This is a genomic window from Variovorax sp. M-6, assembly GCF_052114385.1.
Lineage (GTDB): Bacteria > Pseudomonadota > Gammaproteobacteria > Burkholderiales > Burkholderiaceae_C > Variovorax.
Map to the genome: position 1 here is coordinate 255,488 of NZ_JBFREQ010000001.1, position 14,200 is coordinate 269,687.

Genomic DNA, 14,200 nt, shown 5'->3' on the forward strand with positions numbered 1-14,200 from the left:
GCGCGGCGCTTCGGTGAGACGGTTTCTTCCGCGGCTTGCACTGGCCCTGGGCGCGCTGCTGGCCTTCGCGGCCTTCTTCGCGCTCGGCACCTGGCAGCTCGAGCGCCGGGCCTGGAAGCTGGACCTGATCGAGCGTATCGACCAGCGGGTGCACGCCCCCGCCGTCGACGCGCCAGGCCCCGAGCACTGGTCCCGGGTCAACCAGGCCGACGACGAGTACCGGCGCGTGCGTGCCAGCGGCACCTTCCTGCACGACCGCGAGGCCCTGGTCCAGGCCACCACCGAACTCGGCAGCGGCTATTGGGTGCTGACGCCGCTGCGCCTGTCGGGCGGCCAGGTGCTGCTTGTCAACCGCGGCTTCGTGTCGCCGCCGCAGCAGAAGGAACGCCTGGCGCGGCGCGCCGACGAACCCGCGGGCGAAGTCACCGTCACCGGACTGCTGCGCATCACCGAGCCGCACGGCGCCCTGCTGCGAACCAACGACCCGGCCGCCGACCGCTGGTATTCGCGCGACGTGCAGGCGATCGCGGCGGCGCGCGGCCAGAGCGAGGTGGCGCCCTACTTCGTCGATGCGGATGCCGCGGCGCCGGGCAGCCCTCGCGGCGGGCCGGTCGGCGGCCTGACCGTGATCGCGTTCCCCAACAACCACCTGGTCTACGCCCTCACCTGGTACGCGCTGGCGCTGATGATCGCCGGCGCGGCCTGGTTCGTCGTCCGCGAGCGGCGCCGGCGGCAGAATGACGGCGAGGAGGACCGCGATGGCCCGCGAGACTGACACCGGCGACGCCACCGGCCTGGACAACATGCAGCAGCTGATCCAGCTGCGCTGGCTGGCCGTGGTCGGCCAGGTCGCCACCATCGCGGTGGTGCACTACGGCTTCGGCATCCGGCTGCCGCTGGACCAAATGCTGGCGGTGCTGGCCTTCCTGGCCGCCTTCAACGCCGCCAGCCAGCTGCGCTGGCGCATCCACCGCGACGTCAGCAACGGCGAACTGTTCGTCGCGCTGCTGGTCGATGTCGCGATGCTGACCGCGCAGCTCTACCTGAGCGGCGGCGCCGCCAATCCCTTCGTCTTCCTCTACCTGCTGCAGGTGATCCTGGGCGCGGTCTTGCTGGAAGCCTGGTCGACCTGGACCATCGTCGGCATCACCAGCGTCTGCTTCGCCGGCCTGGCGATCTTCAGCGGCCCGCTCGAACTGCCGATCGACCACGGGCACGGCCTGCTGAGCCCCTACATCCTGGGCATGCTGATCTGCTTCGGGCTCAACGCCGCGCTGCTGGTGATCTTCATCAGCCGCATCAGCCGCAACCTGCGGGCGCGCGACGCGCGTCTCGCGGCCCTGCGCGAACGCGCCGCCGAGGAAGAGCACATCGTGCGCATGGGCCTGCTGGCCTCGGGCGCCGCGCACGACCTGGGCACGCCGCTGGCGACCCTGTCGGTGATCCTCGGCGACTGGCGGCGCATGCCCGCCTTCACCGCCAATCCGGAACTGCTGCAGGAGATCGGCGAGATGCAGGCCCAGCTGCAGCGCTGCAAGACCATTTTGAGCGGCATCCTGCTGTCGGCCGGCGAGGCGCGCGGCGAATCCTCGCTCGAGACCACCGTCAGCACCTTCCTCGACGACCTCGCCGAAGAGTGGCGCAGCACCCGTCCGGTGCTGGCCTTCGAGTACGAGAACCGCTTCGGCCACGACCTGCCGATGGTTTCCGATTCGGCCCTGAAGCAGACCATCTGCAACGTGCTGGACAATGCGCTCCAGGCCTCGCCCGATTGGGTGCGGCTCGAGGCGATCCACGACGGCGACACCCTGCGGCTCACGGTCACCGATGCCGGCCCCGGCTTCGCACCCGGGATGCTGGCCGATTTCGGCAAGCCCTACCTGTCGACCAAGGGTCGTCCGGAAGGTGGACTCGGCCTGTTCCTGGTCGTCAACGTGGCGCGCACGCTGGGCGGCAAGGTCAGCGCCCGCAACCGGCCGGAAGGCGGCGCCGAGGTGACACTCACCCTGCCGCTGGCGGCGATCATTCTCGAAGAGGAGGAAGACGTTGGAGATGGAAGCTGAACGCCTCCTGCTGATCGTCGAGGACGACGCGGCCTTCGCGCGCACGCTCGGCCGCTCGTTCGAACGCCGCGGCTACGCGGTGCTGCTGGCGGCCAACCGCGACGAGGTCGCCGTGCTGCTGCAGACCCATTCGCCGCGCTATGCGGTGGTCGACCTCAAGCTCAGCGGCGAGGCCTCGGGACTGGCCTGCGTCCAGACCTTGAACCGGCACGATCCGGCCATGCTGATCGTGGTCCTGACCGGCTTCGCGAGCATCGCCACCGCGGTCGAGGCCATCAAGCTGGGCGCCTGCCACTACCTCGCCAAGCCCTCGAACACCGACGACATCGAAGCCGCTTTCGGCCGCGCCGAAGGCGACACCGACGTCGAATTGACCAACCGCTCGACCTCGATCAAGACGCTCGAGTGGGAGCGCATCCACGAAACCCTGGCGGAAACCGGCTTCAATATTTCCGAGACCGCGAGACGACTCGGCATGCACCGCCGCACGCTGGCGCGAAAGCTGGTCAAGCAACGCGTCAAGTAGGGCGGCCCAGCCCCGCCGACTTGTGCCGAACTTCTGTGGATAACGCTGTGCGAAGTGCGTGGAGGCGGATGCACGGGCCCTGATCCCACGCGGGTTCCCGCCACATTGCCTGCAAAACGGGCACCCCCGCGCCAGGGGACAACTTGCCGCCTCAGCCCTTGATCAACGCCAGCAGATCGGCGTCGAACCCGCCGGCCTGCGTGGTCGCCAGGCCGTGCGAGCCGCCCGGGAATGGAAGCGCCCTGCGCGCCCTGGCCCCGTTATTGCAAACTCCGCTGGCCCCCTCCCGGTAGCCTTCATCCAAGGAGTTCCCTCATGTTCTATGGTCTGACCCCCCTGGGCATCGTCCACACGGCCATCAGCCTGGTGGCGGTGGCCGCCGGACTCGTCGCCTTCTTCCATTACCGCGAAATCTCGCCCGCCACCCGCGCAGGCCGTGCCTATGTGATCGCCACCGTGCTCACCTGCCTGACCGGCTTCGGCATCTTCCAGCACGGCGGCTTCGGCAAGCCGCATGTGCTGGGCGTCGTGACGCTGGTGGTGCTGGGGGTGGCGATGCTCGCGGGCCGATCGGGCTTCGGCCGGCTGTCGGCCTACGTGGCGGTGGTCGCCTACTCGCTGACCTTCTTCTTCCACATGATTCCGGGCGTCACCGAGACCGCCACCCGCCTGCCCCTGGACGCGCCCTGGGTGACCGATCGCGACAACTCCGCTGCACTGAAGGGCACGATCGGCGCCCTGTTCGTCGTCTTCCTGGTCGGAGCGACGCTGCAGGTCCTGCGCCTGCGCGCCCGCCGCGCCAGGGGCTCGGACCCTAGAGCCCTGCGACGTACTTGAACCCGGCGACCAGCGCGACCGCCAGCACGATCAGAAAGACCATGCGACCCCATCGCACGCGCGGGTGAGCCGACTGATCGTACAGATCCGAGCGGTGCAGACCGGAGAACGAGGTCGAATCGGGCTTGTCGCGCGCCCAGTCATGGAAGTTATCTCTGTCGGTGTTCATGTAATACATTTTAACTAACATTACATGATTTTCCACAGCCGCGAGTGCGACGAATCCGCATCGCGGCGGCGCGTGGCGCAACAGAAGCGACGCAACACTACACAACATTTCGCGCCGGCATTACGCCTGCTTCACAAGCGGCGCGCAGCATGAAGGCTCCTTCAAGCCACGAGAGAGAGAGCCCCTCCATGAACAAGATCGCTGTCGCCGCCGGTACCGCCGCCTTGCTGTGCCTGAACCTGCTCGCCGCTCCGGCCCAGGCCCAGTACTACGACCACCGTGCCATGGTGATTCCGGCGCCGCCGCCCCCGCCGCGCGGCTATGTCGTGGTGCCGCGTCCCGTGCAGCCCTCCTACGGCTGGTACGCCCAGGGCGGTGAACGCCGTGACCATCGCCGCGGCTGGGGAGACCGCGACCGCGACGGCGTGCCGAACCGCTACGACCGGGATCGCGATGGCGACGGCGTGCCCAACCGCTACGACCGCCGCCCCGACAATCCCTACCGCTATTGAGCGGCCGGCGTCCGATGTGGACGCCGTCCAGTATCTCTGCTAAGTTTGTGGATGCTGTACACAAACAAGGAGATACGCATGCTGCTCGAGAACCAGAGCGCGCTGATCTACGGCGCGGGCGGCGCGATCGGCGGTGCCGTCGCACGCGCCTTCGCCCGTGAAGGCGCCCGGGTGTTCCTCGCCGGGCGCACCCAAGCCCGCCTCGATGCCGTGGCCGCCGACATCCACGCGTCCGGCGGACATGCCGAAACCGCCCTGCTCGACGCGCTCGATGCGACCGCCGTCGAACGCCATGCCGACGACGTGGCGCAGCGGGCCGGCGGCATCGACATCGCGCTGAACGCGATCGGCGTCGCGCACGTCCAGGGCACGCCCCTGGCCGAGCTGTCCCTCGCCGACTTCGAACACCCGGTTGCCACCTACACGCGAAGCAATTTCGTCACCGCGAAGGCCGTCGCCCGGCACATGGCCGCGAAGGGCTCGGGCGTGATCCTCACGCTTTCCACGCCCGGGGCGCGGCTGCCCGGCCCGGGCTACCTGGGCAACTGCGTCGCCAGCGCCGCGGTCGAGGCCATGTCGCGCCACCTCGCGGGCGAACTCGGCGCACAGGGCATCCGCGTGGTCTGCATCCGGCCGCATGCGATTCCCGAGGCCGCCGCCATGGGTTCGCACACGCGAGATGTGTTTCGCCCGATGGCCGAGCGGGCTGGCCTGTCAGTGGAGGAGATGCTCGCAGGCGCCGCCGGCGGTACCTTGCTCAAGCGCCTGCCGACACTCGACCAGTTCGCGAACACCGCGGTTTTCCTGGCCTCGAAGCACGCCGGCGCGATCACCGGCACCGTCGCCAATCTGAGCTGCGGCTTCCTGGTGGACTGACCGCGGTGCCGCGCGAAGCGGCTGATTCCCCAGGTAACGTAGGCCTCGGCCTACAGAAAATCCGCGCCGAAACGCCCACCATCGAGGCATGAAAAATCCGATCAAACTCGTTATCGACGAGCCGGCGCCCGGGTCTTTTCTCTGGACGCTGCTCGAGTGCGACGCCGGTGGCGTCCCCTGCAAGGTGGTGCGCGCCGCCGAGTACAGCGCCGACACCTACGAGGCCGCGCTGGCGGCCGGCACGCGAATGATGGACGCCGAGATTCGCAAGAACATGGCACCGCGGCCGGCAGGCGTTTCCTGACCTGACCGCACCGGGCTAGGCCAGGTGCGTCTTGAGCGGCACGGCCGGGTCGGCCGCGACCGCCGGGTCCGGGCTGCGGCCGGCTTCCAGCAGCTTGCGGCTCATCATGTGGTCCACCGGCGCGTTGACCGATTCGACGCAGCGCAGCGCGCCGTCGACGTAGTGCAGCAGCGAAAACGATGCCGGGTTGGCGCCGGGGCGCCGGACCGTGCAATGGCCCGCCGTGCCGGGCGCGGGCACAAGGCCCGCCATCTGCAGCCGCATCCCGCCCTGGTCCGACCAGAACCATGGCACCGCATCGTGCGGCCTCGGCGCACCGGTCAGGGTGGCCACCGCGGTGCGCGCCTGGTCGTTGGCGTTCTGCACCGACTCCAGCCTGAGCGCCTGGCCGGCGCGCCGGTCCGGAAAGCGCGTGCAGTCGCCCACCGCGAGCACGGCGCCATCGCTGGTCTGCATGTAGGCGTCGACCACGATGCCGTCGGCGCACTCCAGGCCGGCCGCCTCGGCCAGCGCGGTCTCGGGCACGGCGCCGATGCCGAGCAGCAGCAGGTCGATGGCCTGCGGCTCGCCGTCGACCTCGATCGCCGCCAGCCGCGGCCCGTCGACCTGCATCACCCCGCTCTGCACCCCGACGCGCACGTCCATGCCCGCAGCGCGGTGGGTGGCCAGCACATGCGCCGACAGCTCCGGCGACACGGCGCGGCTCAGCAGCCGCGGCGCGCTCTCCAGCACCAGCACGCGCTTGCCGAGCGCCAGCGCGGTGGCGGCCACCTCGAGCCCGATGAAGCCGCCGCCGAGCACCGTCACGTGCTGCGCCGCCGCGAGCAGCGTGCGCAGCTGCGCGGCTTCATCGGCCGCGCGCAGCAGGGCCACGTTGGACAGCCCGGCCAGCGCCGACAGCCGGCGCGCGCGGGTACCGGTCGCGAGCACCAGCCGCTCCCAGCCGAGCACCGCGCCCGAACGCAGCGTGACCGTGCGGGCGTCGCGGTCGATCGCCCGCGCGGCGTCGCCCAGGTGCATCGTGATGCCGGCCTCGGCATACCAGGCTTCGGCCCGATGGAGTTGCGGCTGCTCGTCCGGACTCTTCAGGAAGGTCTTGGACAGCGGCGGCCGGTGGTACGGAATGGCCGCTTCCTCGCAGACCAGGTGGACGCGCGCGCCCTGTCCCGCTTCGGCGAGGCCGGCGCACAGCTGGGCAGCGGCGTGGCCGCCGCCGATGATGACGATGTTCGAATTCATGGGCTCTTCCTGACGTCGATCCGCACAATGACGCGGTCGTGCCGGCAACTGTAGCCTTAGGATGCGAACCGGGACTCCAACCACGGAGACAAGATGAAGATACGCATCGTCGGCGGCGGCCCCGCGGGGTTGTTCTACGCCTACCTCATGAAGCGCGAGGGCCCTTCGCACGACGTCCGGGTCTGCGAACGCGATGCCGAAAGCGCCACCTACGGCTGGGGCGTGGTGTTCTCCGACGTGGCGCTGGCCTTCGTGCGCGACCTGGCGCCCGAGCTCTACCGGTCGATGACCGACAACCAGGAAGTGTTCGACGAGATGGCTGTGGTGCATCGGGGCGTGCAGGTCAGGCTCGCGCACAACACCTTCCATCGCATGGCACGCATCGACCTGCTCCGCGCGCTGCATGCGCATTGCCGCCAGGTCGGCGTCGAGATCGAGTTCGAACGGCGCGTCGACGACATCGCGGCCTTCGCCGATGCCGACCTGATCGTGGCGGCGGATGGTGCCCACAGCGCGATCCGCACGCGCTTCGCCGAGCACTTCGGCCCGACGCTGGACGAGCGGCCGAACCTGCTCGCCTGGTACGGCACCACCCGGCTCTTCGACCCGCTCTCGCTGATCTTCCGGCAGAACCCCGACGGGCTGGCGATCGCCCACACCTACCGCTACAGCCGCACGCACAGCACCTTCCTGGTCGAGGTCGATCCGCAGACTTTCCGCACGGCGGGGCTGGACCGCATGGACGAGGCGCACAGCCTCGCGTGGTGCGAAAAGGTGTTCGCCGACGACCTGCAGGGCCACAAGCTGCTGTCCAACAAGTCCAACTGGTTCCGCTACACGATCGTCAGGAACCGCCGCTGGCACTGGAAGAACATCGTGCTGATCGGCGACGCGCTGCGCACCGGCCATCCCTCGGTCGGCTCGGGCACCCGGCTCGCGATGCAGGATTCGATCGCGCTCTTCGATGCCTTCAAGACCTGCGGGCCGGACGTGCCGACGATGCTCGAGGAATTCGTTCGAATCCGCCAGCCCGGCTCCGACGCGCTGCAGAAGGCGGCCATCAAGAGCTGCGAGTGGTATGAGAACCTCGGCCCCAAGCTGCCGCTCGACCCGATCTCCTTCGCCTACGACTACGTCACGCGCAGCGGCCGGGTCGACCATGCGGACGTGCGGCAGCGCGACCCCGAACTCGCGGCCGCCTACGAGAAGCTGCACCCCGGACGCAGCTTCTGAACCGGAGGAACCCACCATGCTCGAAGGCTGTGTCCCCTGGCCCGCCGAGGCCGCCCGCGAATACCGCAGGCTCGGCCTGTGGGAAGACCTCACGGTGGCCGAGATGGTCGAGCGCAGCATGCGCGCGGCGCCCGACAAGGTGGCGCTGGTCTTCGGCGACCGGCGCATCAGCTACGAGGAACTGGTCCGTGATTCGCGGCGCCTCGCGGTGGCCTTGCTCGATCTCGGACTGAAGCCGCGCGAGCGCGTCGTGGTGCAGTTGCCGAATGTGCCGGAATTCGTGATCGCCTACCTCGCGCTCAACTGGATGGGCGCGATTCCGGTGATGGCGCTGCGTGCGCACCGGCATGCCGAGGTCCGCCACTTCGTCCGTGCCTCGGGCGCGAGCGCCTACCTGCTGCCCGACATGATCGGGAGCTTCGACTACCGCCCGATGGCGGCCGAGCTGGCCGCCGAGTTCTCGTCGCTGCGCCACCTGATCGTCGCCGGCGAACCCGCGCCGGGACAACGCGCACTGGACCCCTTGATCGCGGGCGACGCGGTCACCGACCACGCGTCGATCGCGCGGCTCGGGGCCGTGCGGCCTTCGCCCGACGAGGTCTCGACCATGCTGCTGTCCGGCGGCACCACCTCGGTGTCGAAGCTGATCCCGCGCACCCACAACGACTACGTGCTCAACGCCCGCCTTTGCGCCCGGGCCGCCGGCTTCGACCGCGACACCGTCTTCATGGCCATCCTGCCGCTGGGCCACAACTACAACCTGGCCTCGCCGGGCCTGCTCGGCACCTTCTTCGCGGGCGGCACGGTGGTGATCGCCACCGGCACCGGCGCCGAGACGCTGTTCGCCGGCGTCGAACGAGAGCGGGTGTCGGTGATCGCCGGCGTGGTGCCGCTGATCGCCAGCTGGCTCGACAGCGAGGTGCCCAAGCGCTTCGACCTCTCCTCGCTCAAGGTGATCCAGAACGGCGGCGCGCGGCTCGCGCCCGAGCTGCGCATGCGAGTGGCCGCGCAGTTCGGCTGCACGCCGCAGGAGATCTACGGCACCGCCGAAGGCCTGATCAACATGACCCGGCTCGACGACCCGCAGGCGCTGCTGCTCGAGAGCTCCGGCGCGCCGGTCAGCGAGCACGACGAGATCAAGGTGCTGGACGACGACGACCATGAAGTGCCCGACGGCGAAGCCGGCGAGCTGGTGACGCGCGGCCCCTACACCATCCGCGGCTACTACAAGGCGCCCGAGAAGAACGCCGAGGCCTTCACGGCCGACGGCTTCTACCGCATGGGCGACATCGTGCGCAAGCGCGGCCGCCACGTGTTCACCGAGGGCCGGCGCAAGGACCTGATCAACCGCGGCGGCGAGAAGATCAGCTGCGACGAGATCGAGAACCTGATCTTCGGCCTGCCACAGGTCAAGGGCGTCGCGCTGATCGGCCTGCCCGACCCGGTGTTCGGCGAACGGGCCTGCGCCTGCGTCATCCTGCAGCCGGGCACGACGCTCGGCTTCGACGAACTGATCGCCTACCTGCGCCGGCAGAACATCGCCTCCTTCAAGCTGCCCGAGCGGCTGGAGATCATGGCGGAGTTCCCGGTCAGCCCGGTGGGCAAGATCCTCAAGCGCGAACTGCGAGAAAAGGTAATGGGATGATCGAGCTCTATCACTGCGTCAGCGCACGCTCGTTCCGCCCGCTCTGGACGCTCGAAGAGCTCGGCGCGCCCTACCGGTTGCGGATGTTGCCGTTCCCGCCGCGTGCACTCCAGCGCAGCTACCTCGATCTCAATCCGCTGGGCACGGTGCCGCTGCTGCTCGACGGCGACACCCGCATGACCGAGTCGTCGGCGATGTGCCAGTACCTGGCCCAGCGCTGCGACCCGGACAATCGGCGCGGGCTGGCGGTGCTTCCGGGCGAGCCCGGCTTCGGCGCCTGGCTCAACTGGCTGCATCACGGCGAGGCGACGCTGACCTTCCCGCAGACCATCGTGCTGCGCTACGGCCGCTTGGAGCCCGACGCGCGCAAGCTGCCGCAGGCGGTGGACGACTACGCCAGGTGGTTCATCGCCCGCCTGCGCGGCATCGACGCGGTGCTGGCGCAGCACGAATTCCTCGCCGCCGACCGCTTCACGGTCGCCGACATCTCGGTCGGCTATGCGCTGATGCTGGCCGACGAGCTCGACCTGGTGCCGCGCTTTCCGGCCGCGGTGGCGGCCTACTGGAAGCGTCTGCAGCAACGCGAGGGCTTTTGCCGCGCGCTCGCGGCGCAGCACGATGCAGCCCTGGCGCAAGGCGTCTCGCCGTCGACCTCGACCCGCCCGGCATGAACTTCCATCACCCGCTGTTCGAGAGCCTGGCGCTGCCGCTCATGCTCTCCTTCGCGGTCACCGGCCTGCTGCGCGCCGGCCTGGGTGCGGTGCACGGCCGGCGCTGGGCCGCAGCCGGCGTGGCCCCGGCGATCATCGTCGCCTCGGCCTGGGTGCTCGGATGGCAGTTGTGGCCCGGCAGCCTGACGGAGGAGCTGCCCTGGATCTACGCCGCCGCCGCGCTGCTCGGCGTGGGCCTGGAAGGCATGCGCGCCGCGATGCGCACCACCTGGCTCGCGAGCTGCGTCCTATGGGCACTGGTGCTGGCAGGACTCGGCGACCCGCCGTTGACGCTGCAAATCGCCACCTGGGCCGTCGGCGCGGCGGTGATCGGCGCCGTGCTGAGCTCGCCGCCCGAGCACGCCGCCGCGCCCGCCAGTCTCCTGGTGGCCAGCCTGGGGCTGGCCGCGGTGGCTTTCATCTCCGGGTCCGCGCTGCTGTTCGAGCTCGGGCTGTCGATTGCGGCCGCCATCGCCGGTTGCGCGCTGTGGCTGTGGCCGGCGGCCCGCATCGGCTTCGGCGTCTGCGCGGCGGTGGTCTCGGTGATCGCCTGGCTGACGCTGGCACTTGGCGTGGCCCTGCTGACGCCGGTGGAGCCCGCGGTGCTGCTGCTGCTGGCCGGCGCCCTGCTGTCCGGGCCGATGGTGCGATGGGCGCGACGCGGACTTCGGCGCCGCGCGGTCGACGTGCTGATCGTCGCGGCGGTGGCGGCGATCTGGGTCGCGGCCGCGGTCGCGCTGGCGCTCGACCGCGGTGCCCAGGCATCGCGGGACGGGCAGGACGATCCTTACTACACGCCTCGCTGGTAGGCCCGTTTCCATGATGAGGACATCTCCTTCCACCCTCCCCGGCATCGATGCCCTGTGGCCCCTGTGCCTGGAGATCGCGGCGCAGCGGCGCAGCGGCCGCACGGCACCGCCGGACGCTCCATCCCCGGTCGCCTGGAGCGCGGCGCGGGGCTTTGCGCTGCAGGGGCTGTGGGACGACGAAGCCCTCGAACTGTTCGACCTGCTCAAGCCCGTGCTCGATCGCCCGCCCGCCGGGACGCCCTGGGCCATCGGCCAACTCGGCCAGAGCCTCGACGGCTGTGTCGCCACGCACGGCGGCGACTCGAACTACGTCAACGGACCCGAGATGCTGGTGCACCTGCATCGCCTGCGCGCCTTGTGCGACGCGGTCGTCGTGGGCGCCGCGACCGCGGCCATCGACAACCCGCAACTGACCACGCGGCGCGTGCCCGGCCCGCATCCGGTGCGCGTCCTGCTCGATCCGGCCCTGCGGCTGCCGGCGATCTTGCGCGTCTTCTGCGACCGCCAGGCCCCCACCCTGCTCGCCTGCGATGCCGGCCGCGCGGCCGAAGCGGCGCAACGGGTGGGCGCCGACCAGGTGCTGGGCGTGCCCGGCCTGACCCGGGCCGATGGCAGCGCCGACCTGCGTGCGCTGCAGGCGGCCCTGCTGCGGCGCGGGCTCGGCGTGCTGTTCGTCGAGGGCGGCGGTGTCACGGTGTCGCGCTTCATCGAGCAGGGCTGCCTGGACCGGCTGCACCTGAGCATCGCACCGGTGATCATCGGCGCCGGCCGACCCGGCCTGCAACTGCCGCGCAGCACCGCGATGCGCGACTGCCTGCGACCGCCGGGCCGCGTGTTTCGCATGGGCGCCGACGTGCTGTGGGACCTGGACCTGCGTGCGGCGATGCCCGGCCAGCGCGCCTAACGCAGCGTCGCGAGCAGCTCGCGGTGCCCGACGCGAAGACGGGTGCGTGCGAGCAGGCGCAGGCGCCGGGCTTCCCAATCGGTGGCCAGTGCGGCGGCACCCGGATCCTGCGCGCGAACCGCGGCAGCGATGCCAGCCAACATCGCGGCGAGCATGGCTTGCGCCTGCGCACCCTCGCGGCCGTCGATGACCCAGTCGCTGGGCGCCAGCTTCAATTCGCAGCCCAGCGCGCGCAGTCGATCGGCGGCCAGGTCCACCGCCGCGCCGCCGAGCGCGGCGCCGAATCCCTTGTCGCGCCGCTGGTGCGCCGCGAAGAGCCGGGCCAGCCGATCGTCGCCCGTCACACGCGGCGTCCAGTCCAAGCGCCCATCGACCGTCAGTGCGAACAGCAGCGCCTGCCCCGCATGGCAGGCACGGGCCAGCAAGTCGTCGAGCCAGTCCGCCGACACCAGGTCCAGCAGCGCCGACGCCGTGACCAGTCCGACCTGGGCCAGCGGCAAGGCCGCCAGGTCCTGCACAAGGTCGATCCGCAACGGCTGCACCTCGGCGCGCCAGCCCGGCCCCTCGATGCCGAGACCCTCGGCTTCACGGCGAAACAGGAAGCCCTCGGCCTCGGCCCAGGCCGCGAGCGCACCGGGGAGCGCGGCCAGCAGCAGCGGGTCGTGATCGACCAGCAGCCAGCGCTGCACGCCGCCCAGGCGGGGCGCCAGCGCGCGCAGATTGGCGCCGGTGCCGCAGGCCAGGTCGAGCACGCCGAGGACCGGGTCGCCGCGGCGCAGGCGCAGTGCCAGCGCCGGCAGATCGAAGGCGGCGGCGGATGCGGCGCGCGCCGACCGATCGAAGGGCTCGCGCAGCGCGAGCCAGTCGGCGCTGAAGCCGGTCATGCGGATGCCGCGCGCCCGGCGGCCGTGAGTGCGGCGGCGAATCGCGCCGCACTGTCCGCCCAGGTCGGCAGGCGGCGCCGGGCTTCGCGCGCGCCTTCGGAGAGCCTCGCGCGCAGGTCGGCGTCTTCCAGCACGCGCTGCAAGGCGGCCCGCAACGCATCGACCTCGCCCGGCGGGACCAGCAGGCCCGCCGCCGCCGGCACCGTGTCCGGAATGGCGCCCGCCAGCGTGCTGATCACCGGCAGCCCGTGCGCCAGCGCCTCGGCCAGCGCCATGCCGTAGCCTTCGTGAAAGGAGGGCAGCACGAAGACATCGGCCGCCGCGTAGAGCGCGCGCAATCCGGCCTCGTCGCGCTCGCCATGGAGCAGCACCCGGCCCTTCAACCCATGCGCGTCGATGGCACCGGCCAGTGCCGCCGCGCAGGCCGGGTCCATCGTGAGGCTGCCGGCGCAATGCAGCGTCCACGGGCGATCCCGCAGCGCGGCCAGCGCCTCGACCAGCAGCGCGTGGCCCTTGCGCGGCGTCACTGTGGCGACGCACAAGAGCGCCAGCTCGCCCGGGCCCGACCCCTGCGCCAGCGCGGCGGGGTCGGTGCCGGGCTCGACCACGGCGATCCGTGCCGCATCGACCTCGAAGGCGGCCAACGCCCGCGCGGTGGCGCGGCTGGTGACGATCACGCCGCGCGCCGAGGCCAGCGCGCGCCGTTCGCTGTCGAACAGTTCGCGCTGCCGTCCGGGTGCGAGTCCGGTCTCCAGCGACAACGGGTGATGCACCAGCGCCATCCACCGCAGCCGCTGCGCGTGCGCGGCCGCCAGCTCGGCCATGACGCCGAAGGCCAGACCGTCGACCACCACCAGCGTGTCGTCGGCGAGGCCCTCGACCACGCCACGCGCCATGGCCCGTGCCGCCGCATCGGGGGCCGGATAGCCGGGACCCAGCGACTGCACCTCGACCTGCCAGCGCGCCGCGCGCAGGCCGTCGACGATGCGCCGGTCGTAGGCATAGCCGCCGGTTCGGGTGCCGAGATCGCCCGGCACCAGGAAGCTGCAGCGCGCGGTCAATCCGCGCGCGCCGGCAATGCGCCCTCGTAGGCGGCCCAGGCCACGTGCGATTCGTTGAGCCGCACGCGCAGGCCCGAGAGCCCGTGCGCATGGGGCCCGAGATCGCCGGCCTCGATGCATGCGGCGATGCGATCGAAGATCACGCGCGCCATGAACTCGGTGGTCGTGTTCCGGCCCGCGAAGGCGGGATCGTCGTCGAGGTTGCGCAGGTTGAACTCGCCCAGCACGCTGTGCAGCGCCTCGGTCGCGCGCGCGATGTCGACCACCATGCCGTCGGCATCGAGCTCGGCGCGGCGCAGTTCGAGATCGACCACGTAGGTGGCGCCATGCAGGCGCTGGGCCGGCCCGAAGGCCTCGCCGCGAAAGCTGTGGGCGATCATGAAATGGTCGCGGACGTTGATGCTGTACATGCGGGGATTCCTCTGCGG

Annotated in this window: 18 protein-coding genes; 12 read left to right on the plus strand and 6 right to left on the minus strand. The window is 70.8% G+C overall.

All coding sequences use genetic code 11. The features are described from left to right. Positions 1-13: 13 nt before the first annotated feature. Genes AB4Z46_RS01250 through AB4Z46_RS01260 form a run of 3 tightly spaced genes read left to right on the plus strand, consistent with a single transcriptional unit; the run spans position 14 to position 2,589 of the window. Positions 14-775, plus strand: a complete 762-nt coding sequence (locus AB4Z46_RS01250; protein WP_442281649.1) for an SURF1 family protein — start codon at positions 14-16, stop codon at positions 773-775. After that, positions 759-2,063, plus strand: coding sequence for an ATP-binding protein (locus AB4Z46_RS01255; RefSeq protein WP_442281650.1), 1,305 nt, complete (start codon positions 759-761; stop codon positions 2,061-2,063). Before AB4Z46_RS01250 ends, AB4Z46_RS01255 begins: the two co-directional genes overlap by 17 nt. Beyond that, positions 2,053-2,589 carry a response regulator transcription factor gene (locus AB4Z46_RS01260; RefSeq protein ID WP_442281881.1) on the plus strand — a complete coding sequence of 179 codons (537 nt, stop codon included), beginning with the start codon at positions 2,053-2,055 and terminating at the stop codon, positions 2,587-2,589. Before AB4Z46_RS01255 ends, AB4Z46_RS01260 begins: the two co-directional genes overlap by 11 nt. A 151-nt stretch (positions 2,590-2,740) precedes the next feature. Here AB4Z46_RS01260 and AB4Z46_RS01265 read toward each other — a convergent pair whose 3' ends face one another. Continuing rightward, positions 2,741-2,893, minus strand: a complete 153-nt coding sequence (locus AB4Z46_RS01265; RefSeq protein ID WP_442281651.1) for a hypothetical protein — start codon at positions 2,891-2,893, stop codon at positions 2,741-2,743. An 11-nt stretch (positions 2,894-2,904) separates the two neighbouring features. Here AB4Z46_RS01265 and AB4Z46_RS01270 point away from each other — a divergent pair, with 11 nt between their 5' ends. After that, on the plus strand, positions 2,905-3,426 hold the full coding sequence (locus tag AB4Z46_RS01270; RefSeq protein ID WP_442281652.1) for a hypothetical protein: 522 nt from the start codon (positions 2,905-2,907) through the stop codon (positions 3,424-3,426). On the opposite strand, the gene AB4Z46_RS01275 is transcribed toward AB4Z46_RS01270, so the two are convergent. Continuing rightward, on the minus strand, positions 3,404-3,595 hold the full coding sequence (locus AB4Z46_RS01275; protein WP_442281653.1) for a hypothetical protein: 192 nt from the start codon (positions 3,593-3,595) through the stop codon (positions 3,404-3,406). The genes AB4Z46_RS01270 and AB4Z46_RS01275 overlap by 23 nt on opposite strands. Before the next feature lie 188 nt (positions 3,596-3,783). On the opposite strand from AB4Z46_RS01275, the gene AB4Z46_RS01280 reads away from it, so the two are divergent. From AB4Z46_RS01280 to AB4Z46_RS01290, 3 genes are all read left to right on the plus strand, one after another. Then, complete coding sequence (locus AB4Z46_RS01280; protein ID WP_442281654.1) at positions 3,784-4,107, plus strand: hypothetical protein; 324 nt, start codon at positions 3,784-3,786, stop codon at positions 4,105-4,107. A gap of 78 nt (positions 4,108-4,185) precedes the next feature. Further along, entirely contained in the window at positions 4,186-4,983 is a 798-nt protein-coding gene (locus tag AB4Z46_RS01285) for an SDR family NAD(P)-dependent oxidoreductase (protein ID WP_442281655.1), read from the plus strand. Positions 4,984-5,071: 88 nt separating this feature from the next. Then, positions 5,072-5,287 (plus strand): hypothetical protein, encoded by a 216-nt coding sequence (locus AB4Z46_RS01290; RefSeq protein ID WP_442281656.1) that lies wholly within the window; start codon positions 5,072-5,074, stop codon positions 5,285-5,287. A gap of 15 nt (positions 5,288-5,302) precedes the next feature. Here the strand turns inward: AB4Z46_RS01290 and AB4Z46_RS01295 are convergent, their stop codons facing one another. Beyond that, on the minus strand, positions 5,303-6,526 hold the full coding sequence (locus AB4Z46_RS01295) for an NAD(P)/FAD-dependent oxidoreductase (RefSeq protein WP_442281657.1): 1,224 nt from the start codon (positions 6,524-6,526) through the stop codon (positions 5,303-5,305). 93 nt (positions 6,527-6,619) lie between these two features. On the opposite strand from AB4Z46_RS01295, the gene AB4Z46_RS01300 reads away from it, so the two are divergent. Genes AB4Z46_RS01300 through AB4Z46_RS01320 form a run of 5 tightly spaced genes read left to right on the plus strand, consistent with a single transcriptional unit; the run spans position 6,620 to position 11,827 of the window. Continuing rightward, the gene (locus tag AB4Z46_RS01300) at positions 6,620-7,759 is read left to right on the plus strand and encodes an FAD-dependent monooxygenase (protein ID WP_442281658.1); all 1,140 of its coding nucleotides are present in this window, start codon (positions 6,620-6,622) and stop codon (positions 7,757-7,759) included. A gap of 16 nt (positions 7,760-7,775) precedes the next feature. Further along, positions 7,776-9,404 carry a (2,3-dihydroxybenzoyl)adenylate synthase gene (locus tag AB4Z46_RS01305; RefSeq protein ID WP_442281659.1) on the plus strand — a complete coding sequence of 543 codons (1,629 nt, stop codon included), beginning with the start codon at positions 7,776-7,778 and terminating at the stop codon, positions 9,402-9,404. Continuing rightward, positions 9,401-10,075: a glutathione S-transferase family protein gene (locus AB4Z46_RS01310; RefSeq protein WP_442281660.1), complete on the plus strand. Its 675-nt coding sequence runs from the start codon at positions 9,401-9,403 to the stop codon at positions 10,073-10,075. The genes AB4Z46_RS01305 and AB4Z46_RS01310 overlap by 4 nt, the downstream gene beginning before the upstream one ends. Then, entirely contained in the window at positions 10,072-10,923 is an 852-nt protein-coding gene (locus AB4Z46_RS01315; protein WP_442281661.1) for a hypothetical protein, read from the plus strand. The genes AB4Z46_RS01310 and AB4Z46_RS01315 overlap by 4 nt, the downstream gene beginning before the upstream one ends. 10 nt (positions 10,924-10,933) lie before the next feature. Further along, positions 10,934-11,827, plus strand: coding sequence for a RibD family protein (locus tag AB4Z46_RS01320; protein WP_442281662.1), 894 nt, complete (start codon positions 10,934-10,936; stop codon positions 11,825-11,827). Here the strand turns inward: AB4Z46_RS01320 and AB4Z46_RS01325 are convergent. The 3 genes from AB4Z46_RS01325 to AB4Z46_RS01335 are packed head-to-tail and all read right to left on the minus strand — an operon-like array spanning position 11,824 to position 14,182. Further along, complete coding sequence (locus AB4Z46_RS01325; protein WP_442281663.1) at positions 11,824-12,711, minus strand: class I SAM-dependent methyltransferase; 888 nt, start codon at positions 12,709-12,711, stop codon at positions 11,824-11,826. The genes AB4Z46_RS01320 and AB4Z46_RS01325 overlap by 4 nt on opposite strands. Beyond that, positions 12,708-13,772 (minus strand): glycosyltransferase family 4 protein, encoded by a 1,065-nt coding sequence (locus AB4Z46_RS01330; RefSeq protein ID WP_442281664.1) that lies wholly within the window; start codon positions 13,770-13,772, stop codon positions 12,708-12,710. Before AB4Z46_RS01330 ends, AB4Z46_RS01325 begins: the two co-directional genes overlap by 4 nt. Then, positions 13,769-14,182: a 6-pyruvoyl trahydropterin synthase family protein gene (locus tag AB4Z46_RS01335; protein ID WP_442281665.1), complete on the minus strand. Its 414-nt coding sequence runs from the start codon at positions 14,180-14,182 to the stop codon at positions 13,769-13,771. The genes AB4Z46_RS01330 and AB4Z46_RS01335 overlap by 4 nt, the downstream gene beginning before the upstream one ends. Positions 14,183-14,200 lie beyond the last annotated feature (18 nt).

Coding starts and splice junctions, on each gene's coding strand:
- AB4Z46_RS01255 (WP_442281650.1), top strand. CDS start 759: ATGGCCCGCGAGACTGACACCGGCGACGCCACCGGCCTGGACAACATG.
- AB4Z46_RS01260 (WP_442281881.1), top strand. CDS start 2,053: ATGGAAGCTGAACGCCTCCTGCTGATCGTCGAGGACGACGCGGCCTTC.
- AB4Z46_RS01270 (WP_442281652.1), top strand. CDS start 2,905: ATGTTCTATGGTCTGACCCCCCTGGGCATCGTCCACACGGCCATCAGC.
- AB4Z46_RS01275 (WP_442281653.1), bottom strand. CDS start 3,595: ATGAACACCGACAGAGATAACTTCCATGACTGGGCGCGCGACAAGCCC.
- AB4Z46_RS01280 (WP_442281654.1), top strand. CDS start 3,784: ATGAACAAGATCGCTGTCGCCGCCGGTACCGCCGCCTTGCTGTGCCTG.
- AB4Z46_RS01285 (WP_442281655.1), top strand. CDS start 4,186: ATGCTGCTCGAGAACCAGAGCGCGCTGATCTACGGCGCGGGCGGCGCG.
- AB4Z46_RS01290 (WP_442281656.1), top strand. CDS start 5,072: ATGAAAAATCCGATCAAACTCGTTATCGACGAGCCGGCGCCCGGGTCT.
- AB4Z46_RS01295 (WP_442281657.1), bottom strand. CDS start 6,526: ATGAATTCGAACATCGTCATCATCGGCGGCGGCCACGCCGCTGCCCAG.
- AB4Z46_RS01300 (WP_442281658.1), top strand. CDS start 6,620: ATGAAGATACGCATCGTCGGCGGCGGCCCCGCGGGGTTGTTCTACGCC.
- AB4Z46_RS01305 (WP_442281659.1), top strand. CDS start 7,776: ATGCTCGAAGGCTGTGTCCCCTGGCCCGCCGAGGCCGCCCGCGAATAC.
- AB4Z46_RS01310 (WP_442281660.1), top strand. CDS start 9,401: ATGATCGAGCTCTATCACTGCGTCAGCGCACGCTCGTTCCGCCCGCTC.
- AB4Z46_RS01315 (WP_442281661.1), top strand. CDS start 10,072: ATGAACTTCCATCACCCGCTGTTCGAGAGCCTGGCGCTGCCGCTCATG.
- AB4Z46_RS01320 (WP_442281662.1), top strand. CDS start 10,934: ATGATGAGGACATCTCCTTCCACCCTCCCCGGCATCGATGCCCTGTGG.
- AB4Z46_RS01325 (WP_442281663.1), bottom strand. CDS start 12,711: ATGACCGGCTTCAGCGCCGACTGGCTCGCGCTGCGCGAGCCCTTCGAT.
- AB4Z46_RS01335 (WP_442281665.1), bottom strand. CDS start 14,182: ATGTACAGCATCAACGTCCGCGACCATTTCATGATCGCCCACAGCTTT.